This is a genomic window from Sphingobium sp. CFD-1 (assembly GCF_024611115.1).
Lineage (GTDB): Bacteria > Pseudomonadota > Alphaproteobacteria > Sphingomonadales > Sphingomonadaceae > Sphingobium > Sphingobium baderi_A.
The window spans coordinates 3618691-3639827 of sequence record NZ_CP084398.1 but is presented as its reverse complement, the minus strand read 5'-3'; the positions used below and the strand labels follow the sequence as shown (position 1 = coordinate 3639827).

Annotated in this window: 24 protein-coding genes; all 24 read right to left on the bottom strand. The window is 63.0% G+C overall.

The annotated features are described in order from the left end of the window. Nucleotide 1: 1 nt before the first annotated feature. Nucleotides 2–289 (bottom strand): putative entry exclusion protein TrbK-alt, encoded by a 288-nt coding sequence (gene trbK-alt, locus LDB26_RS18215; RefSeq protein WP_237831578.1) that lies wholly within the window; start codon nt 287–289, stop codon nt 2–4. Between the two features lie 20 nt (nt 290–309). Then, on the bottom strand, nt 310–1092 hold the full coding sequence (trbJ, locus tag LDB26_RS18210) for a P-type conjugative transfer protein TrbJ (RefSeq protein WP_237831579.1): 783 nt from the start codon (nt 1090–1092) through the stop codon (nt 310–312). A gap of 2 nt (nt 1093–1094) precedes the next feature. Beyond that, complete coding sequence (gene trbE / locus LDB26_RS18205; protein WP_257539468.1) at nt 1095–3545, bottom strand: conjugal transfer protein TrbE; 2451 nt, start codon at nt 3543–3545, stop codon at nt 1095–1097. Between the two features lie 10 nt (nt 3546–3555). Beyond that, nucleotides 3556–3837 carry a VirB3 family type IV secretion system protein gene (locus tag LDB26_RS18200; protein WP_257539467.1) on the bottom strand — a complete coding sequence of 94 codons (282 nt, stop codon included), beginning with the start codon at nt 3835–3837 and terminating at the stop codon, nt 3556–3558. After that, entirely contained in the window at nt 3837–4169 is a 333-nt protein-coding gene (locus LDB26_RS18195) for a TrbC/VirB2 family protein (RefSeq protein WP_010336161.1), read from the bottom strand. The genes LDB26_RS18200 and LDB26_RS18195 overlap by 1 nt, the downstream gene beginning before the upstream one ends. Beyond that, a complete protein-coding gene (gene trbB, locus LDB26_RS18190) occupies nt 4166–5146 on the bottom strand; it encodes a P-type conjugative transfer ATPase TrbB (RefSeq protein WP_237831605.1) in 981 nt (326 codons plus the stop codon). The genes LDB26_RS18195 and trbB overlap by 4 nt, the downstream gene beginning before the upstream one ends. A 146-nt stretch (nt 5147–5292) precedes the next feature. Then, nucleotides 5293–5754, bottom strand: a complete 462-nt coding sequence (locus tag LDB26_RS18185) for a CopG family transcriptional regulator (RefSeq protein ID WP_237831581.1) — start codon at nt 5752–5754, stop codon at nt 5293–5295. 14 nt (nt 5755–5768) lie between these two features. Further along, nucleotides 5769–7757, bottom strand: coding sequence for a conjugal transfer protein TraG (locus tag LDB26_RS18180; protein WP_209483324.1), 1989 nt, complete (start codon nt 7755–7757; stop codon nt 5769–5771). Nucleotides 7758–7911: 154 nt separating this feature from the next. Beyond that, entirely contained in the window at nt 7912–8880 is a 969-nt protein-coding gene (locus LDB26_RS18175; protein ID WP_257539466.1) for a LysR family transcriptional regulator, read from the bottom strand. Nucleotides 8881–9179: 299 nt separating this feature from the next. Beyond that, entirely contained in the window at nt 9180–9476 is a 297-nt protein-coding gene (locus LDB26_RS18170; RefSeq protein ID WP_209483327.1) for a DUF3817 domain-containing protein, read from the bottom strand. Between the two features lie 55 nt (nt 9477–9531). Next, nucleotides 9532–10383 (bottom strand): cation transporter, encoded by an 852-nt coding sequence (locus tag LDB26_RS18165; RefSeq protein WP_373886135.1) that lies wholly within the window; start codon nt 10381–10383, stop codon nt 9532–9534. Between the two features lie 103 nt (nt 10384–10486). Beyond that, entirely contained in the window at nt 10487–10705 is a 219-nt protein-coding gene (locus tag LDB26_RS18160) for a hypothetical protein (RefSeq protein WP_166015867.1), read from the bottom strand. Nucleotides 10706–10734: 29 nt separating this feature from the next. Continuing rightward, nucleotides 10735–11799 carry a hypothetical protein gene (locus LDB26_RS18155; protein WP_257539465.1) on the bottom strand — a complete coding sequence of 355 codons (1065 nt, stop codon included), beginning with the start codon at nt 11797–11799 and terminating at the stop codon, nt 10735–10737. A gap of 4 nt (nt 11800–11803) precedes the next feature. Then, nucleotides 11804–12361: a TetR/AcrR family transcriptional regulator gene (locus LDB26_RS18150; RefSeq protein WP_166015871.1), complete on the bottom strand. Its 558-nt coding sequence runs from the start codon at nt 12359–12361 to the stop codon at nt 11804–11806. A 13-nt stretch (nt 12362–12374) separates the two neighbouring features. Beyond that, complete coding sequence (locus LDB26_RS18145) at nt 12375–13883, bottom strand: MFS transporter (RefSeq protein WP_257539464.1); 1509 nt, start codon at nt 13881–13883, stop codon at nt 12375–12377. Between the two features lie 346 nt (nt 13884–14229). Then, nucleotides 14230–15462: a DUF3363 domain-containing protein gene (locus LDB26_RS18140; RefSeq protein WP_264666357.1), complete on the bottom strand. Its 1233-nt coding sequence runs from the start codon at nt 15460–15462 to the stop codon at nt 14230–14232. 1153 nt (nt 15463–16615) lie between these two features. After that, on the bottom strand, nt 16616–17326 hold the full coding sequence (locus tag LDB26_RS18135; protein WP_257539462.1) for a lytic transglycosylase domain-containing protein: 711 nt from the start codon (nt 17324–17326) through the stop codon (nt 16616–16618). 4 nt (nt 17327–17330) lie between these two features. Beyond that, on the bottom strand, nt 17331–17666 hold the full coding sequence (locus LDB26_RS18130; RefSeq protein ID WP_112520466.1) for a DUF736 domain-containing protein: 336 nt from the start codon (nt 17664–17666) through the stop codon (nt 17331–17333). Between the two features lie 35 nt (nt 17667–17701). Beyond that, a complete protein-coding gene (locus LDB26_RS18125; RefSeq protein WP_209483340.1) occupies nt 17702–18247 on the bottom strand; it encodes a S26 family signal peptidase in 546 nt (181 codons plus the stop codon). After that, nucleotides 18244–18762 carry a DUF2840 domain-containing protein gene (locus LDB26_RS18120; RefSeq protein ID WP_166015880.1) on the bottom strand — a complete coding sequence of 173 codons (519 nt, stop codon included), beginning with the start codon at nt 18760–18762 and terminating at the stop codon, nt 18244–18246. The genes LDB26_RS18125 and LDB26_RS18120 overlap by 4 nt, the downstream gene beginning before the upstream one ends. Next, entirely contained in the window at nt 18759–19013 is a 255-nt protein-coding gene (locus tag LDB26_RS18115) for a hypothetical protein (protein ID WP_112520469.1), read from the bottom strand. The genes LDB26_RS18120 and LDB26_RS18115 overlap by 4 nt, the downstream gene beginning before the upstream one ends. After that, nucleotides 19010–19663: a ParA family partition ATPase gene (parA, locus tag LDB26_RS18110; RefSeq protein WP_209483342.1), complete on the bottom strand. Its 654-nt coding sequence runs from the start codon at nt 19661–19663 to the stop codon at nt 19010–19012. Before parA ends, LDB26_RS18115 begins: the two co-directional genes overlap by 4 nt. Further along, nucleotides 19660–20751, bottom strand: coding sequence for a replication initiator protein A (locus LDB26_RS18105; protein ID WP_112520471.1), 1092 nt, complete (start codon nt 20749–20751; stop codon nt 19660–19662). Before LDB26_RS18105 ends, parA begins: the two co-directional genes overlap by 4 nt. Beyond that, nucleotides 20752–21024 carry an AlpA family transcriptional regulator gene (locus LDB26_RS18100; protein ID WP_165457007.1) on the bottom strand — a complete coding sequence of 91 codons (273 nt, stop codon included), beginning with the start codon at nt 21022–21024 and terminating at the stop codon, nt 20752–20754. It abuts the gene before it with no gap. Nucleotides 21025–21137: the final 113 nt, after the last annotated feature.

Genomic DNA, 21137 nt, shown 5'->3' with positions numbered 1-21137 from the left:
TTCACTCTCCCCCGTTCTGATGCGGGGCGGCGGGCACCGGCGTCCGGCCGAGGAACCGGTCACGGTTCTCGGCCCAGGTGGCGAGGCAGCCGGGATCGTTCACGGCGGCCTCGCCTAACTGCTGGCAACGGCGCAGGCTCTGGCGCAGCGGATCGGCAGAGGGCTGAAGCGATGGAGCCGGACGGTTCTGCGCCGGTTCATCCTCGCGGGTCATTTCGATCACCGTGGCGGTGATGGCGATAGCCACGAATATGATCGCGCCCAGCCGTGCCAGCATCTTGCCGTCCATGTCGCGCTCCTCCTGTCCGGTCAGTTGTTGCCGTTGCCGAACATCCGGGCATTGCCGGGCTGGTAGCCCGATCCCGGTGTCAGGAAGCGCTCGCGCTGCACGCGGCCCTGTTCGGCGGCGGTGGCACGCTCGGCCTCGATCAGCGCCTCGGACCGGCCATTGGCCGACATCAGCGCGATCAGGTCGGAAAGTTGCTGCGACTGGAGAGCAAGAAGCTGATTGCCCGCCTGCGTTGCCTGCAAGGCGCCGGTGGCATTCTGGCTTTGGCCGATCAAGGCCGACATTTCGGCGCGGTTGGTGTCGATATTGCCGACCACGCCGGCCTGCACGCGCATGGCATCCTGCAAACCGCCAACTGTGTTCTGCCAGCGCGAACGGGCATCTTCGACAAGCTGGGTGTCGGTGGCAGAGAGCGAGACATTGCCGTATTTCTGTTGGAACATCTGATCGACGTTCTGCACGTCGAAGGCGATGTTCTGCGCCTGGGCCAGAAGCTGCTGGGTGCGCTGGACGCTCTGCTGCAAGGTCTGGAGCGAGGAATATGGCAGGCTGGTCAGGTTACGCGCCTGATTGATGAGCATCTGCGCTTCGTTCTGAAGCGAGGTGATCTGGTGGTTGATCTGCTCCAGCGTGCGCGCGGCCGTGAGCAGGTTTTGCGCATAGTTGGTCGGGTCATAGACGATGCGGCCGAAACCGAACTGTGCGTGGGCCGGACTGGTCAGCATGGGCGAGAATGCAAGCGGCGCGGCGAGCAGTGTTGCCGCCATGAGCATGGCCCGGGAACGGGAAAAACGGATCGTCATGGTCAGGACTCCTTTTCGGTCTGGGGGATGAGATTGGTGAGATCGGGGATCAGCTCCGCCGCCCATTCGACGCCGCGATCGCGCAGCCAGGCGGCGAGGAAGCCCTCCTGCCCATGCTCGGCGACGAGATCTGCAATGCGGGTCTGATCGGTTTTGGATGATGCGGCGCAGAGCGCGAGGCCGACTTCGGACAGGCCCAGCTCGAACAGGCGGTTGCCGCGGCGCGACTGGCAGTAATAGTCCCGCTTGGGTGTCGCCCGCGCGAGGATCTCGATCTGCCGGTCATTGAGGCCGAACCGCCGATAGATCGCAGTGATCTGCGGCTCGATGGCCCGTTCATTCGGCAGAAGCAGCCGTGTCGGGCAGCTTTCGATGATGGCGGGCGCGATGTTGCTCCCGTCAATGTCCGAGAGCGACTGCGTGGCGAAGATAACGGAAGCGTTCTTCTTCCTGAGCGTCTTCAGCCATTCGCGGAGCTGGTTGGCGAACCCCTCATCATCCAGCGCCAGCCAACCTTCGTCGATGATAAGCAGGGTTGGCCGACCATCGAGCCGGTCGCCGATCCGATGAAACAGATAGGCCAGCACAGCCGGCGCAGCTCCTGTGCCGACCAGTCCCTCGATCTCGAAGGCTTGCACATCGGCGTGGCCGAGGTGTTCGGCCTCGGCATCGAGCAACCGGCCATAGGCACCACCGATGCAATATGGTCGCAACGCCTGCTTCAGGTCATTCGATTGCAGCAGGACAGCAAGGCCGGTGATGGTGCGCTCGCCGACGGGTGCAGATGCCAGCGAGGTCAGCGCCGTCCAGATATGCTCCTTCACCTCCGGCGTGATGGTCATGCCCTCACGCATCAGGATCGCAGCGATCCAGTCAGCGGCCCATGACCGCTCATAAGCATCACCAATTCGCGCTAGCGGTTGCAGGGAGACGGACACCTCCGATCCCTCGGTCAACCCGCCGCCGAGGTCATGCCAGTCGCCGCCCATGGCCAGCGCGGATGCGCGGATCGATCCCCCGAAATCGAAGGCGAAGATCTGGCTGCGTTCATAGCGGCGGAATTGCAGCGCCATCAGCGCCAGCAGCACGGACTTGCCCGCGCCGGTCGGGCCGACGACGAGGGTATGGCCCACGTCGCCGACATGAAGGGAAAGCCGGAACGGCGTCGAACCTTCGGTCTTGCCATACAGCAAGGGGGGCGCTCCGAGGTGTTCGTTCCGTTCCGGCCCCGCCCACACGGCCGATAGCGGGATCATGTGGGCAAGGTTGAGCGTCGAGATCGGTGGCTGACGGACATTGGCGTAGGCATGTCCGGGGATCGAGCCGAGCCAGGCATCGACGGCATTGACGGTTTCGGGCATGGCCGTGAAATCGCGGCCCTGAATGATCTTCTCGATCAGACGCAGCTTCTCGTCGGCAATCCGCGGATCAATGTCCCAGACGGTGACGGTCGCTGTGACATAGGCCATCCCGGCAACGTCAGCGCCGAGTTCCTGCAAGGCCATGTCGGCATCGAGCGCCTTGTTGGACGCATCGGTATCCACCAGCGCCGATTGTTCGTTGGTCATCACCTCCTTGAGGATCGCGGCGATGGATTTGCGCTTGGCAAACCACTGGCGGCGGATTTTGGTGAGGAGCTTCGTTGCATCCGTCTTGTCCATCAGAATGGCGCGGGTTGACCAGCGATACGGGAACGCGAGCCGGTTCATCTCGTCGAGCAGGCCAGGCGTAGTCGCGGTAGGAAAGCCGATGATGGTCAGGATGCGCAGATGCGCGTCACCAAGGCGCGGCTCCAGTCCGCCGGTCAGGGCCTGATCGGCCAGCAGCGCATCGAGGTGCATGGGCACTTCGGGCACGCGGACGCGATGACGGTTGGTGGAGATGGAGGAATGGAGATAGGTCAGCGTACCGGTATCATCCAGCCAGCGGCATTCCGGCATGAAGCCGTCGAGCAGCGACAGCACGCGGTCGGTGCGGTCGATGAAGCCGCGCAGCAGCTCATGCGGATTGACACCAGATTGTTCGCGACCTTCATAGAGCCAGGTTTCGGCACGGGCGGCGTCTTCTGCAGGCGGCAGCCAGAGGAAAGTCAGGAAATAACCGGACACGAAATGTGTGCCCGCTTCCTCGAACCCGGCCTTGCGCTCCGCATCGACCAGTGCGGAGGCCGCATCTGGAAACTTGCTGTCGGGATAGGTCGCGGCCTCGGAGCGTTGTGCCTCGACGAAGATCGACCAGCCCGAACCCAGACGGCGCACGGCGTTGTTGATGCGACCGGCGACCGCAACCAGTTCGGCAGCGACAGCAGAATCCAGATCCGGCCCGCGAAACTTCGCGGTCCTCTGGAAGCTGCCATCCTTGTTCAGCACAATGCCTGGGCCAACCAGCGCTGCCCATGGCAGATAGTCGGAAAGGCGAGCGGAGGTGCGGCGATATTCGGTGAGGTTCATCATGCGCGCGCCCTCACACCGACAGATGACCGGGGATGCGCAGATGCCTGCGCCCGACCTCGACGAAGAGCGGGTCGCGTTTTGCTGCCCATACCGCGAGGAAATGACCAACCGCCCAGATGGCGATGCCAACCAGCCAGAGACGAAGGCCGAGGCCGACGGCCCCGGCCAGCGTGCCGTTGACAATGGCGATGGAGCGCGGTGCGCCGCCGAGCAGGATATGCTCGGTCAGCGCCCGATGGACCGGGATCGAAAATCCCGGCACCGCGCAGAGCTGTTCGAGGCCGCCCGCCATCAGATGAGCGCCCCGCCGCCGAACGAGAAGAACGACAGGAAGAAGGAGCTGGCGGCGAAGGCTATGCTGAGGCCGAAGACGATCTGGATCAGGCGGCGGAAACCGCCCGAGGTATCGCCGAAGGCCAGCGCCAGGCCGGTGGCGATGATGACGATTACCGCAATGATCTTGGCGACCGGCCCTTCGATCGACTGAAGGATGCTCTGAAGCGGCGCCTCCCACGGCATGGAGGAGCCGGAGGCGTGTGCGGCGGGCGCCAGCATCAGGCTGATGGAAACAGCGGCGGCGGCGGTTGCCATGATGCGGCAGCCGCGCGAAATCGTGCGGATCATGAAGGGTCTCCTTTTGAGGTGGTTGCAGGGGTGATGGCGTAATCGCCGTCCGGTCCCAGCCCATCGACGCGGGCGAGTTCGACCAGCCGTCGCGACGATCCGCGCCCGGCAAGGACAGCAACAAGGTCGATGGTCTCGGCGATCAGCGCGCGCGGAACCGTGACGACGGCTTCCTGAATGAGCTGTTCGAGGCGGCGCAGCGCACCGATGCCAGAACCGGCATGGATGGTGCCGATGCCTCCGGGATGACCTGTGCCCCAGGCTTTGAGCAGATCGAGGGCTTCGGAACCGCGGACCTCACCGACCGGAATGCGATCAGGGCGAAGGCGCAGGGATGAACGGACCAGATCGGAGAGCGTCGCCACGCCATCCTTGGTCCGCATGGCCACGAGATTGGGCGCGGCGCATTGCAGCTCGCGCGTGTCTTCAATGATGACGACGCGATCCGAGGTCTTCGCCACCTCGGCCAGCAGCGCATTGGTCAACGTGGTTTTGCCGGTGGAGGTGCCGCCTGCGACGAGGATGTTGGCGCGCGTGGCGACGTTCAGGCGCAGCACTTCGGCCTGAAGACCGGTCATGATCCCGGCAGCCACATAATCGTCGAGCGTGAACACCGCGACGGCGGGTTTGCGGATGGCAAAGGCGGGTGCCGCGACAACGGGCGGCAATAGACCCTCGAACCGTTCGCCGGTTTCGGGCAGCTCTGCTGAGACGCGGGGTGCGCGGGCGTGAACCTCCGCGCCAACATGATGGGCGACGAGACGCACAATCCGCTCGCCATCGGCAGCGGACAGCCTCTCCCCCGTATCGGCCAACCCTTCGGAAAGCCGATCCACCCAGATACGACCATCCGGGTTCAGCATCACCTCGACCACACCGGGATCTTCCAGAAACCGGGCGATGGATGCCCCAAGCGCAGTGCGCAGCATCCGCGCGCCACGGGCAATCGTTTCCGGTTTTTGATGTGATGCAGTCATGGCGGCCCCGTTCATGACGGGGCGCGCAAAAGACGGACCCCGGATCGGGGTCGATTAAAAGAACCTGATTTTGGGCTGTTTCAACAGATGTTTACGCGCGTGCGGCCATCGGCGGAGCCTGGCGGTGAATAGGACGGGTTGCAATCCTAGATCCCATCGCCGTCACCTTCGGTTTTACCCCCCGGCGAGGTGTCGTGTAGCGCAGCCATGTCGTGCGATATTTCTTTGAGAAACCTGTCACCGTTGGCGAGGCGCTTACCAAGGGACTGCATGAATCCCTCGAAACGCTCGTTTCCTTTGATGCGCGCAGATTGTTTTGCACTGTCCGGCAGCGGCGGCGTGAGGGTCAGCCAGAATTGTACAAATAGCGAGAGGGTTTCGCCCAGCACGGCAATATCCTCGTCCAGCATGTCGAACTGACGGCCAAGCTTGTCCAGGCGGCGCGACATGGCGGCTTCCAGCCGTTCAGTCGTATCGCCTGACATGAAGGATGCCACAGCAGCCTCGATCACGGCGGATTTCGAGACATTTCGGCGCAAGGCCAGCGCTTCCACCTGTTTCAGCAGAGCGGGATCGAAATAGACATTCATGCGGGTGCGCGTCGTCATGCCTGTCTCCGTTCTCACAGCTCGATGCCGTCATTTGGGTCAAGCGACGCCTGCCGCGCGACCATGCGCATCCGTTGGCGCATGGCACGGGCCTTGGCGGCATCGACATCTGGCTCATCATCAAGAAAATCGAACTCCTGCGATGGTGGCGGAGGTGGCGGGATGATTTCCTCATGCTCCGGCAGTTCCGGTTCACGACGGATACCGGCATTGGCCGGATCGTCATCGGATGTATCTGAGGCGGGTCCATTGCCGCTCGCAGCCGCGACAATGCGGCTCGTCCAGTCATCTGGCGCCGATGTGGTGATTTTCACCAGCTGCTTGCGCAGATCGGGCGGTGACATCACCCTCTCCTGAAACCGCGCATCAGCATAGTAGCGTGCCTTGGCAGCACGGATCGGCGGCACCCCCGCCACCATGACGATCTCGTCGGTGGGCGGAAGCTGCATGATTTCGCCGGGCGTCAGCAATGGCCGCGCCGTTTCCTGCCGCGACACCATGAGATGCCCCAGCCATGGCGCGAGGCGATGGCCGGCATAGTTGGTGGAATCGCGCATTTCCGTAGCCGTGCCGAGCGCATCACTGATCCGTTTGGCGGTGCGTTCATCGTTGGCCGCAAAGGCCACGCGCACATGGCAATTATCGAGAATGGCGTTGTTTTGCCCATAGGCGCGCTCGATCTGGTTGAGCGATTGGGCGATCAGGAACGCTTTCAGGCCGTAGCCGGCCATAAAGGCCAACGCCGATTCAAAGAAATCCAGCCGCCCCAGTGCCGGAAACTCATCGAGCATCAACAGGAGGCGATGCCGCTTGCCGGAGGTTTCCAGTTCCTCGGTAAGCCGCCGCCCGACCTGATTGAGGATGAGGCGGATCAGCGGCTTGGTGCGGTTGATGTCCGAGGGTGGCACGACGAGATAGAGGCTGACCGGTTCCTTCTCACCGACCAGATCGGCGATGCGCCAGTCGCAGCGTTGAGTCACGCGGGCCACAACCGGGTCTCGGTAAAGACCGAGAAACGACATAGCAGTGGACAGCACCCCAGACCGTTCGTTCTCTGATTTGTTCAAAAGCTCCCGCGCAGACGAGGCAATGACGGGATGCACACCGGCTTCGCCCAGATGCGGCGTGTCCATCATCGCGCGTAAGGTCGCCTCGACGGGACGGCGAGGATCGGACAGGAAATTGGCGACGCCCGCCAGTGTCTTTTCCTTCTCGGCATAGAGAACATGCAGGATCGCGCCGACGAGCAGGCTGTGGCTGGTTTTTTCCCAATGGTTGCGCTTGTCGAGCGAACCTTCGGGATCAACCAGGATGTCCGCGATGTTCTGGACATCGCGGACTTCCCATTCACCCTGCCTTACTTCCAGAAGCGGATTGTAAGCTGCCGACTGCACATTGGTCGGATCGAACAGCAGGACACGACCATGCCTTGACCGGAAGCCCGCTGTCAGGTTCCAGTTCTCGCCCTTGATATCATGGACGATGCAACTGCCTGGCCAGGTCAGCAGCGTCGGCACGACTAGGCCCACGCCCTTGCCTGATCGGGTTGGCGCAAAACACAGCACATGCTCGGGGCCGTCATGACGCAGATAATCCTTGCGGTGCTGCCCCAGCACGACGCCATCTGGACCAAGCAGGCCGGCAGCATGGATTTCCTTGTCCTCGGCCCATCGCGCCGAACCATAGGTGGCGACATTGCGGGCTTCCCGTGCCCGGATGATCGACATGAGGAAAGCGGCAGCTATGGCAAGAACCGCGCCTGCCGTGGCGATGAACGCGCCTTCGGTAAAGATGCCGGGCGCATAGGCGTCATAGGAAAACCACCACCAGAAGAAGGCAGGTGGATAATAGAATGGCCATCCGGCAATATCGAACCAAGGGTTGCCGAGCTGGGGCTGGAAGCCGAGCCGGAAAGCCACCCATTGCGTTGCAGCCCAGACCATCACCACGACGATGGTGAGCACGACAATGATCTGGCCCCAGAGTATTCGGCCTCCACGCATACAGGCTCCAATCGGCAAGAGAGACGGAGCCGATCAGAGAATGGTCGTTTTCGCGTGGTGCAATAGCAAAGGTGTGGCCGTCGGCCTGCAGAATACAATCGGCGGCAAATCGGATGGGTGACGGCGGCACTATTCCGGCACCGTTAACAGTGGGCTATCGCGAATCAGATTTCGGGCGTAAGCGGCCCATTTCCGTTGCTAGGGTGAGCAGGCTCAAAAGTGTAGGGTTTCGGTTTCGGGGCGACCAAACGGCCGAAAACGGGATAGTTTCGGGCTCATCGCGGATCGGCAGGAAAGCAACATTCGCCATGCTGGATGTCGCACCGTCCGCGACGAAGAGCGAAATACCGTTTCCGGCAGCGACCATGGAGAGCAGCGCGCTGCGACCGACATCGAAGCGGAGTATTGTCGGCACCGGCCACTTCCCGGCTGCGCGCGTCACGATCAGATCATGGACCTGCGGGCCGGTGCCACCATAACGGACAAGGAAGATTTCCGCCGAAAGCTGTCGCCATTCGACATCGGCTTGTGTCGCTAAGTGATGACCGACTGGCAGCGCCGCCATGAGGTAGTCTCGCCAGACTACACGGGAATGCAGGTCGGGGATTTCGTGAGTGCAGGCCATAAAGGCGGTATCGAGCCGGCCTTCGCGGATCATGAGTTGCGCGTCTCGCGCCGTTCCTTCGGTGATGCGCAGGCGGACGCACGGATGCTCGCTGCGGAACCGCCCTAGCAGCTGGTCTAGGAAACAGCCTTGCGTCAGGGCATGGAGTCCGATGTGAAGCTCGCCTTCCTCGCCACGTGCCGGCATCCCGGCGGTCTTGATTGCCCGGTCCAAGATGCCCATGGCGTCATCGACCTGATCGACGAAGCGGCGTCCGGCTTCGGTCAGGCGGACGCCGCGCGTGTTGCGGTCGAAGAGGATGACGCCGAGTTCAGCCTCCAGCGCCTTGATCCGCGCGCTCACACTCGATTGACTGGTCCCGAGCGCCTGCGCCGCACGATGGAAGCTGAGATATTCCGCGACAGCGAGGGCTTGGACGAGGGCTACCATCGGTATGCGTACGCTGGAAAGCGTCAGCGGGGCATCCGGTGGCCGATATCGTTGCTGACGCCTCCGCATTCCTACCTCTTTACTGTTTCAAACTGCCTCGCTGCGGGTGGCGCGAGACTGAGAATGCCCGCTATAGCCAGAACGAGACCGATCCAGAGAGGAGAGATAAGCCCATATCCGGCTTGAATCCCGAGACCTCCTGCCCAAGCGCCGAATGCGCGACCGATATTGATGACCGAGACATGGACGGCGTTGACCAGCGGTCCGGCTGGAACTGCTCGCATCACCCGCGCGACCAGCCCCGGACCGATGGCTGGCGCAGCGGCATCAGTGCCGGTAGTATGATGGGCGGGAAACCCCATCAGCGATCACGCATGTGCCGAGAGCGCTTTGCGCTTCAGCATGGGGTCATTGAGGAAGGTACCGAACGGGATCAGCGATGCGAGGAAAGTTCGCGTCCACTCCCACGCGGTGAAGCCCTTTCCCCACATGCCCGGCACGAGGAAGAGCATATAGGCAAGGAAAGCATAGCCATGCCCCCAGCCGGCAAGCGGCATGATCGCTTCGTTCCCGGCGAGATATTTGAGCGGCATTGCGATTAGGAACAAGATGAGCGTGGTGATACCTTCGATGACGGCAATGCCGCGGAATAGTTGAAGTCGCATGTTTGTCTCGAAATCCTGTTCTTAAATTGGGTCGTTGGGGCCATTGCCGTCTCCCTCAGGTTAGCGGCTCTGTCGGCAGATAGGTGAAGATGAGAACCGCCCGGACCGCCTGCCGCTCATGCGCGAACTGCCCGGCCAGCTTCTCCCGGTAATCGTCCGCCGCGTGGGCATCCAGATCGATATCGGGTCTGAGTTGCGCCTGCGCCATGATCTCCCAGGTTCGGCCGATCCGGACCGTGCGGATGTCCAGGGCAGTCAGCGGCAGATCGGCAAGAACGGCGCGAACCTTGCCCTCCAGCGGCTCGACCTCGGCCGCCGGCGGCGAAACATAGATGAGTTCCGACAGGGCGCCCTTGCCGAGCGAATACGGAATGCCGACCGTCAGAACGACCAGCGCCAGCGTCAGCACCGGGTCGACGTAGCGGGCCGCGGCCTGATAGCCATTCGCGTGAAGCCCATAGGCGACCAGGAACGCCAGCAACGCGCCGAGGGCGGTCAAGGCGTCGATCATGCGCGCGGCCAGGTCGCCCTGGACCAATGGGCTGTCGACGTGGCGATAACGGATCCAGACATAGGCCGCCATGCCGATGGTGATCGAGGCCGAGAGAAACGCGAACAGGACCGCGCCGCCGAACTCGATGTCCGTGCCGCCGGCAAAGAGGTTCGAGGCCGCATACCAGACCGACAACATGGAGACGCCGGCGATCAGCAGGCTCTTGATCAGGTTGACCAGGGGTTCGAGCGGCGCATAGCCGAACGGGAACCGCCGGCTCGCGCCCTGATGCACGAGCCGTCCGACGCTATAGGTAAAAACCCCGGTAACGAGATAGATCAGCCCGAAGAATCCATCGAGCAGGATCGCCTGTGAGCCGGTCAGCGGCGCTGCGATCAACGCCAGCGCTGACACGATTACGCCTGTGATGATCGGGAGCCGAAGCACCTTCAGTTCAAGTTCACTATCCGTCATTCCTACCCCGTTATTGTTGGCGTCCTCGTCCGTTGAGGGCTGTTCATCGTTTCCTGCTGCGCCACCAGATGACCGCGCCGATCGCAATCATCAGGCAGCCGAAGGCGACAAGGACCGGATAGAAGCCGTCGAAGCCACTGGTTCGCCATTTGAACAGTTGGGCGAAAGCCAGCAGAACCAAGCCACAGCCAGCCCAATTCAAGGCCAGCGGTATGCCTTCCTGCTTGCGCTGCTTCTCGTCCGGTCGCTTGCTTCGTTCCATCTTCCTTGTCCTTGAGGCCTCGCCTCGTCCTATTCAGAGATTGCCGCATCTGACGGCCCACCTTCGCGCGCATAGGCCCCGAGAGGCCGGAACCGGAACACCGGCGCGGGAAGCGCTGACACAGTGGTGAAGCCCGGTGCGGCGTTGATGACATCGGGGATGCGGTTCACCACGGTCGCGCTGGTGGTGACGATATCGTGCCGGTCCTGCATGAAGACGCTCAGGCCCGGGCTACCCTCGATGTCCCATGTCGCGTGATTTGAATCGCCGTCTTCGCGCAGCTTGCTGATGAAACGGGCCGAAAGCGTCACGCCTTCCACTGTGATGAGGCGCAGGCAGGTATCGAGACCCGAAAGATGCCCCGCACTGACCTCGATCCCGGCTTCTTCCGACCGGAAGGCCTTGCGCGCGATGACAGGCTCCACAGTCGTGACGGCGTCGATGACGGTCAGACCGAACCTGTCGGCCATGTCGTGCAGAGGCCCGATGAAGACCCCGGCGAAGGGCGATGCAAAGCCCGGGTCGAGTTCTTCCGGCGCTTTGCCGATGCACAGGCCCTCGGCGATCCAGTCGCCATAACTGTCAACGAGCGCGACGCTTCGGCCATGAATGCCTGTGACGCTCTCGGCCGCACCGGACAGCAGCACCGGCATATTATCCCAGAACACATCCTGGACGCCGGTCCCCAATATCGTTTTGCCCCGCGCCACGGCGAGGTCGTGCAAGGCGCGCGCCTCGCTCGACGCCTGGTCGACCCACGGAAAGTAGGCATCCCCGGCGATGGTGATGACGTCGGTATCGTTCTCAAGGCACAGCTTCACCGTCGGGTAGATGTCCCTGATGCCGTTCTGGGTGGAGACGATCGCGATATCCGCCGCCCTGCCAGCAAACGCCGCTTCAGCATCGGGCAGGACGCTCACACCGATATCGGGCCGGCCAAGCACGGCGCCGACGTCCAGACCGTGGAACTGGAAGGCATCGACCGCCGCGACGATCCGGACCTCCCGGTCCAGAAGGATTTCGACGATCTTGCGTCCGGTGACGCCCAGCCCGAAGACGACTGCCGTAAGCGGCTTGTGGGCGCGGTCGGTCATTGCATCACTCTCCTTCGACGGGGTTCGATTCCTGCTCGGCCATCGCCACGAGGCGGCGGCAGATGCGGTCCTTGAGTTTTTTGGGAAGCGGCCGCGATGACAGCGCCTCATGCGCCCACAGACCGTCGGCCGCCAGACGCGCGATGAACCGCGACAGCGCAGCTTCGTCTTCGGTCTCGGGAACAGGCGGCGCCCAGCGGTCGATCACATCCTGCCAGAGTTCGCCGAGCCGGGCCTCGCCCGCGCTTTCAAGCATCAGCAGGAGTTCCGCCCGATCGGCGGCCTGCGCGCAGGTCTGCACATAGGCCGCGTATCGCTGCGCCGGCGTTGCGGCGGCGGCTTTCTTGCCCGCCGCCTTCGCCATCGCCTTTTCCCAGCCTTCGGCCAGATGCTTGTGGGTCGAAAAGATCAGCTCTTCCCGCGACGGGAAGTGGTAGATCAGCCCGCCCCGCGTCAGCTTCGCCTCTTCCGCAACAGCATCGAAGGTGACGGCGGTGACGCCGTCACGCTGGATGATGGCGACGACCGCATCGAGGATCTGCGTGCGCTTGCTCGTTCGCATCGGATCATTCCTCTCAGTGCGAGGAATAGATCGAGGATTGCGAACCCGGACCGTAGTTGCGCAGCAGCACGGCGGTGATGACCGCGCCCACTGCCAGCACCGCCGCGACCACATACATCACGGACAGATAGCCGCGATCGAAGGCCTGGCTCGCCGCATCGATGATCGCCTGACCATCGGCTCCGGCTTGCGCAGCCAGCGCGAGCGCGCCGCCCATGCTGTCACGCATCGCCTCTGGCGCTCCCGCCGGAAGCATGACCGAAGCCGTGTAGATCGCCGACAGCAGGCTGCCGAGGAAGGCCACGGCCAGCAGGCTCCCGAACTCGTAGGACACCTCCTCGACCGACGAGGCCATGCCCGCACGATGCACAGGCGCATTCCCGACAATGGCGGTCGAAGCCACCGACATGGCCGCGCCCACGCCGGCCCCGCTCAACACCATGCCGGCGATCAGCCAGCCAAGGCCATGGGTGACGCCCCAGGTCGCCAGCACGACAGCCAGCGATGCGGCGGCAAGACCACCCGCGATCAGAATGCGCAGGCCGATCTTGTGCAGAAACGCACCGCCGAGCATCGCGGTCGGCAGCGAGCCGAGCGCAGCCGCCGAAACCAGCAGCCCCGCCTCGAGCGGCGAGAAACCGGCAACGAGCTGGAAGCGCTGCGTGGTGACGAGCTCAATGCCGCCGATCGCGAACATGGCGAAGGCCGCCGCCATCACGCCCGACGAGAAGGCGGCGTTGCGGAAGATCGAGAAGTCGAGCAGCGGGAAGGTCAGGCGCGACTGGCGGCGCACGAAGAGGATGCTCGCCACCACGGCCACGACAAACGCACCGGCCGGCACCAGCCAGGATTGACCGACATGCGCCGATTCCTTGATCGCGATCACCAGCGCCGACAATGCCACGAGCGCTTGCAGCGAGGAGACCAGGTCCCATGGCTTGCTATGGTCGGTCTCACCCTTCGGCGCGACGACCAGTGTCGAGAGGAACGCAACGATGACCACCGGCACGTTGATCAGGAACACCGATCCCCACCAGAAATGCTCCAGCAGGAAGCCGCCGACGATCGGGCCGAGCGCGCTGCCGACGACCGACAGCGATCCCCAGATCGCAATGGCGATGTTGCGCTCGCGCTCATCGAGGAAGGTCACCCGGATCAAGGCCAGCGTCGCCGGCATCATCGCCGCCGCGCCGACGGCAAGAAACGCCCGGGCCGCAATCAGGATGTTGGCCGACGGCGAGAAGGCCGCGACCAGCGAAGCGATGCCGAACAGCACCAGGCCAATCAGGAACATCTGCCGATGGCCGATGCGGTCGCCCAGTGTCCCTGTGCCGAGCAGCAGGCCCGCCATCACCAGCGGATAGGCGTTGATGATCCACAGCCCCTGCGTCTGCGAGGCGCCGAGTTCGCGTGTCAGCGTCGGCAGCGCCGTATAGAGAACCGAGTTATCGAGGGTGATCAGCAGCAGACCGGCGGCGACGGTCACAAGCAGCACCCACCTGTTCGAATGCGAGGTGGTCATGGGTTAGCCATCCTGTTTGAATAGCCATAACGATACAAACATGTTTGTAAGGTTTCAAGCCCAATTTGTTTTGTGCGCTACCTCGCCCTGAATGATGCAAATGGCGCCTTTCGGACTGAGTGTTCCGCAGCAAAAGTAGCGAGAGGGGAGACGGGATTTTCGTGACGGGTTTTAAGTATAAGGGCTCTCCACGCCGTCGCGGTGAATACCCCAACGGCTACTCCTGCTCAGAAAATCACCTTATCTTCCTGCACGACATTCCCTTCAGCGAATGGCGTAGTTGAGCATGTTAAGATCGGGCCGGTTGCTGCTGGTCTTCGCGATGATGGCGCCCGGCTAGCAGTGACTACAACCCCAATGCCCGCTGCCTCCCAAGCTGCCACGAAACCGATCCGCCCTGCACGATGCCCGCAACCTCGCGGCCGATCTGGCGGTCGATTACTGGCCGCCATGGGACGAGAGTGAACTCGTGACTCTTTTCGATAATGGCGAACTTGCCGCTCGATATATGTGCGGTCCCGGTGAACTTGCCGCTGACGGTCTCGCCATCGGTAGCCGCACGAAACGGCAAGCCCTTGCTCCCGGCCATTTCCGCACCGACGCGGGCCACTTCCCGTTCGCGCAGATTGGCGAGCAGGTTGCGCCGATAGAGGATGCGTCCATTCTGCTGCCGTGTGGCATCGCCCTGTGCAATATGATGCTCTCGCCGCTGGTCCATAGCCTCGCGCACCTGCTGACCGAACCCGGCCGGGGTAATATCCGAAGCGTCCGGCGTAACCAGTCGCCGGTCCAGCCAGGTCGCACCATCAGCGCCGATCTGCTTTTCCAGATCGAAGGTAGAGACGACACGAATGCTGGCCTGCCGGTTGCGACCGGCATCATAGGCGGTGGCGCGACTCTCGAAGTCATCGGGGATGCGCCACTGGTCAGCGTCGATCCGCTCAGCGATCCCGGCGCGGCGCAGCGCCTCCAGTCGCCGGACATGGGCATCTACATAGCCCTCGTAATCCCCGCCCGGTACACGTCCCTCGAACTTCGCCTGTTCGAGGTGGCGGCTCGGTCGGTAAATACCATTCTCCGAGATCGCAGCGATGGTGTGATCGGACGGCCGCTGCGCCGTATCGGCGGGGCCAACTTCGACGATGCTGCCGATCCGGGCATCTTCGACGCGGGCCGGATCAATGCCGGGAAGATGGTGTGTTCGCCCGTCGATGCCGTCCACCACGAGCGTCAGGTTCTCGCCCATCTCGTCGGTGAGATATTTGTCCACGACGCGTCCGGTGATGGGCGCCGCGGGTGCTGCATCGTGAAGCTGGAAGGTCATTGGATCACGGTCCTGCCCATCGGCCTTCAGCGCCTTGTGCATGTTGCGGATGATGTCGCCGCGTTCACCAAGTTCACGCAGCGCCGGTTCCATCTTCGCGCCGAGCTCCCAGACGCCCGGCGCGTGTTCGGTGGCGAGCCCCATCTTTTCCAGTTTGGCGAGACGGCGCAGGCGAAGCGTGCGGTTGAACTGGCGGCGTGCATCGGCCGGTTCATGGCGCAGATCAAGGAACCGTTCGTCGGCCTCCTCGGTCATGGTGCTGTCGATGCGCGTAAAGCGGTCCTGATCGATTTCGGCAGACAGCTTGCGGCTCTGCTCGATCTCGGTCACTGGGCCCAGTTCCAGCGTGGTCAGTTCGCTCGCCCGCTCACGAATGCCATTGGCGAGATAATCGCCATTGATGACCAGGTTCTCGCCTAGATCGTCCTTGCCCCGAACGATGACATGGACATGGGGGTGGCCGGTATTGTGGTGATTGACCGCCACCCAGTCGAGTTTCGTGCCAAGGTCAGCCTCGATGCGGCTCATCAGATCGCGGGTGTGCTCGGTGAGATCGGTAAGATCGGCGGCATCTTCGGGCGAAACGATAAAGCGGAACTGGTGGCGATCATCCTTGCCTCGGTCAAGGAACGCATCTCCATCAGCGCGATCGTCGGTGGCGGAATAGAGCTGGCCACGTTCGCCATCACGCGAGGTTCCATCGCGCTGGATATAGCGCAGATGAGCAGCCCCTTTGCCATTCTTCCCCGCGTTCTGAACGTACCGGGTTTTGACGACGACGCGGCGCACGCCGGCCGCACTGTGCCGCCAGCCGCCCGACAGGGCGCGTGCGCGGACAAAGGCCGCGCCGCGGCCACGCTTGACGCCCGGACCTTTGCCAGTCCGCGATGCCTTCCCGCTCTTTCCGGCCGAACCAGATGAAGGCGACGAGGACGTCCGTGATGCGAATGATGATGATCTGCCGGGGCCGTTGCTATGCTGACGCGCCAGCTTCTTCGCCTGCGTCAGAAAGCTCTTCGCCTTGCCCACCTTCGGCGCGTCGGATTTGATCCGACCTGACCTGGGGCGAAAGCGGTTCTCGTCCTCGGCACTCATGAGCGCATCCCATGCCGTTTAAGCACGCAAACGGCAGATATTCGGCTATAGTGCCGGTCAAAATCCAGCAAAGCCAAGGCTTTGCGCCATATCGCGGCACGCGAGACCCAAAAGCAGGGTGCCGTGCGCCGCGCCCCAAAACAGTGTGCAGACAAGGGTTTGCCCAGAAACCGGCCCGACAGGGTGCCGGTTTCCTTTATCTTGCCCTCCGCCTTCCCTGCCCTTTTTGCCCTTCCTGCCGGGAATGCAGCCAGGCGACCCCTTGCCTGACTGCACACCGGAAGCGGACCGAAAGCGCGTGGAGACGTCATGGTCATGGCGCATCTCCATTGCTCGCACGGGCCACGAATATGCCGCCGTCCTGCGGCTCCTGATCGACGGAAACGCGCATAGGAACGGTTGCGCGGACGTCGTTCGACGGCTGATTGGCTGCAACCGAATTGCCGCTGGATTGCGCCACGAAAAGCGGAGCTTCGCGCCAATCTGGCGGTGGCGGCGGCGCGATCGTCGGCACATCAGGCGCAGTCGCAAGCCCAAGAACAGGTGCGAGCGTGGCGACATAGGCGCGTGTTTCTGCGGGCAAAGTGCGACCTGTCGCCAGATGCTCATCATAGCGACCGGGACCGGCATTGTAGGCGGCAAGCATGGCCGCGACATTGCCATACCGGTCCCACATCTCGCGCAGATACGCCGTACCTGCGAGGATGTTGTCGCGCGGATCGTAAGGATCGCGTCCGAGGCCATGGCGGCTGCGCAGGCCCACCCAGGTATCGGGCATGACCTGCATCAGTCCCATTGCACCCGCCGATGAGATGGCGCGCACATCGCCCGCGCTTTCCACACGCAGCACGGCCCGAATCCAGTGCTCTGGAATGCCGAAACGCTGTGACGCCTCGGCAATGAAAGCAGCATGGGGATGCGCAGTGACAGGCGCGGGTTGCTGCGTGACCTGCGCAAGCGCTGGCGTCAATCCGCTGCCAGCCGACAGAAGGGCCGTGAAGAGAAGAAGGGCGCGGGATCGCATGATCTCAGTCCCGATCTTCGCGGGGCCGCGGGCGGCTCCAGTGCAGCGACCATGACGAGCCTGCATCGTCGTCGCGGAACAGGTTGGCGCGGATCGGCTGCGGCAAGGCGGGATCGTCGAGCAGCACCGAGAGATATTCGCCAGCCTTTTCGCCGGTGCGTTTCCATGCAGCGCCGACCTCGGGGCCGTCATCAGCTCCGTGATGGACACGGTAGTCCGGCGCGTTTTCGGCGTCCGAATGCTCGGCTGGCATGATGGTAAGCTCACGGAAGAGCGTGAGCGTGTGAACGCGCCCGGAAAAGCCCGTTTCATCGCGCGTGAACAATCCGATCTGTGGCATGAAAAATCTCCTGTCGTCGAGGTTTCGGCGTGGGTTCAATGCGTGGCCGCCCGCCATTCGTAGCGGCCATCACCTTCCCCATCGGTCCAGAGCGGCAGCGCCCGGCCGATGACGGAACTGGCGGGAACAGGTCCGAAGTAACGGCCATCGAGGCTGTCCCGGATGTCCCAATTCATGAGGAAGAGTTCACCGTCGCCGATAATGCGGCAGCCCTGCCAGACCGGCAGATCGCGGCCCATGCGGTCGCGCTCCAGCGCGTCCCCCATCTCGACATGATCGACGGTAATGGTCGCACCGTTGCGGCAAACGCGCTGTCCCGGCAGGCCGAGGACACGCTTCAGCAGCGGCACGCCGCGTCCGATATAGCCGCGATCGACCATGAACCGCTCCAGCGGCTCAGACGGCATGATGGCGACCAGTTCGGGCACTTCGAGCGCATCGGCGGGAGCAACTGTGTAGAAGCCGATGGGCGCGCTGGCAGTCGCATTCCAGATCAGCCGGGTTGGCAGATCGGCAACCGCCGTGACGACAAGCGTGCCGACGGCCAGCATGGACACGGCAAGGATATGACGACGGCTCATGGTGCGATCCTCCGGCGGCTGACCCATGCGGCATGGCGCTCCGGGGTGTAGGGATTGGGTTCCTGACCAGCACTCAAACGGTTGTGGACGTGCCGCCAATGCTCCGGCGCAACATCGGCCGGATCGACGCCTAGCGCGTCCACGGCATCGATCAGGGCCAACACCCGCTGGACTTGTCGCCAGCCATCGATACGCAGCAGGATCTCGCCGCCAGGACGAACGAAGGGCACGGTCTGGTACGGTTCGCCACGCCCGACAGCGCGCAGGATGTCGAGCCGCGAGACGATGGTGCCGTAATCGTTGGAAGCCCAGCGATTGAGTGCGAAGATGCTTTCGGGCGCAAAACCGATCAGACTGCGGCGGCGGTCGATGATCTGCTCAAAGCTCTTGCGGCCGAAGCGTATCCACCGCTCGACCTTCTTCTTCTGGAAGGTCAGTTCGACCAATGTGGTGAACGGTGCAGGCCCGTCCGCCTGCGGATGTTCATGCGCAGCGCGCACGGTTTTGCCGGTCATGGCTGATCTCCTTCGATGGGTGGAAACTCGCGGACCAGCAGCTCGCGCAGCATCACGGCGACGGTGACGCCACGCCGGAAAGCGGCAACCTTGATGCGCCCGCGCAGTTCGGGCGTGATGTCGATGGTCAGGCGGGCGGTAAACGCCTCCGTCGCCGTCTTGCCGGTTGGCGGCGCATCGGCGGCTCTGACCCAGCTATCGGGATTGCCCGGACGTGATGCGAAGCCGGATTTGACAGGCGGACGTGTCATGGCACGATCCTCCCGATACCGAGGCCATCGATTTCGGCCGCCAGCGCTGTGACCTCCTGTGCGGCCCGTTCGCCGCCATCAGTCTCGGAGACCAGTCGTCCGGTCTGTGCGGCTTCGGCGAAGGCGACACGCTGGCCAACCGTCGTGGCCAGCAAGGGCGGATCATGGTCAGCCAGTGTCTCGGCCGTTTCGCGGGTGATGATCGTGCGCGCACCGCATCGGTTCAGCAGAAAGCGGGCGGACAGCTCCGGTCGATAGATGCGCGCTTCGTTCAGAAGCGCCAGCATCTCGGCCGAGGCCCAGCCGTCAAAGGGGGATGGCTGCACCGGGATCAGCACCAGGTCGGCTGCAAGCAGTGCTGAGCGCATCAGACCAGCGACACGGGGCGGACCATCAATGACGATATGATCGGCGTCACGCGCCAGTTCCGGCGCTTCCCTATGCAGGGTATCGCGGGCAAGGCCGATGACGGTGAACAGCCTTGGCAGCCCTTCATGGCTGCGCCGCTCTGACCAGTCCAGTGCGGAGCCTTGCGGGTCGGCGTCGATCAGGATGACCCGCTTGCCTTGCGCAGCCCAGGCTCCGGCAAGATGCAGCGCCAGCGTGGTCTTGCCCACGCCGCCTTTCTGATTGAGGAGCGCGACGATCATGGCGTACCCCGCCCAGGTCGGCGGGAAGTGGCACTGGCACCGTGCCTTTCATGCGCGCGCGTCAAAGAAGAAAAGTTAGATTCTATGTTAGATTCTAAGTTAGCAGTCGGATTCTTCTTTTCGTTCCAGAGGCTTAACTGGGGCTCGTGCGCCTGATGTGCCGATAGTGCTGCGCCTGATGTACCGATACCCTTTGCGCCTGATGTACCGACGGCATCCACAATGTTATCCACAGGCACTGTGGATAGATTTTCAGGGCGGATTCGCAGCAGTTCGCGGCGATCCTCGCGCAGGATCTTAAGCTGGTAGCCGGGCAGCGGCTGGCGGGCAGCAATGCGGCGCAAGTCCAGTGCAAAGTCCGATGGTCGGGCCATGCTGCCGGATTTCTGGTAAAGGTGCGCAACCTCGAACAGCCAGCCATGCGGCTGATGTCCGGCGTGTTTGCGGGCAACACGGTAGAGCCAGCGCTCGATACCACCGGTCAGCCGGAAATAATCCGGGTCGATGGTCAGGACCAGCGAACGGTCAAGGACACTGTTGTAGAACCACTCGGGCAGGACAAACTCCATGCCCTCAACGCGACCGTCGCGCGTGGTCATCTCTTCCCATTCGTTGATCCAGGAGAACTGGCGGCGGCGCCAATGCTTGCCGTTACGGATCGTCGTGGCGACGACCGTGGATTGCAGCCGGGCAAGCGCTGCCTTCAGCAGCAGATATTGGCGGTTTCCGGTGTCGCGGCCGATGGCGCGCAGCAGATGATAGGGCGTGAAGCGGAAGAAGCGGGATGTCTTGATGCCGTTGTTTTCGGCGGCAACGATTTGGCTTGCAGCCCAGATCAGCACATCGGCATCCCAGATCGTCGCCATGCCATGTTCGGGCATCCCGAACACCTGCACCTCGACATCGGCGGTCTTGTAGAGGATGGGCTTCGTGCGCGGCGTCTTCGCCAGCGAGAAGAAAGGCCGCTCCATCAGATCGCGCTGGTCGCGCGGACTGGCATCGCCGGTTGCGACCACGAAGGGATCGAGGTGGCTGCGCTCGCTACCGCCTTCTCGTCGCAGGGCGTCAGGGTGATCGACGCGCCGCATTCAGAGCTTGCTCCGCTCTTCAGGCGTCAGGGGGCGAGCCGGAAAGACCGTGCCGACGTCCTTGTCACTGGTGGATTTGCGTGCGCCGATGTCGGCCCAGGCCTGAAGATCCTCGACCGTGTAGAGAACCCGGCCACCGATTTTGCGATAGGTCGGACCGGTCCCGTAGGTCCGGTGTTTTTCCAGCGTGCGAAGAGAAATGCCAAGGAAACGTGCAGCTTCCTGAGTACGCAGCATGCGCGGTGGCAGGTCCGCGTTTCGGCGCTCGGCCATGAGATCACCTCCGGTTCGTCAGGTTGATGCGGCTGCCGGAGACGGCGGCGCGCTATGGCGAACCATGGGAAGTGATCGGCGGCGTGTAGCGTGCCGCATTTGCGTACATACGC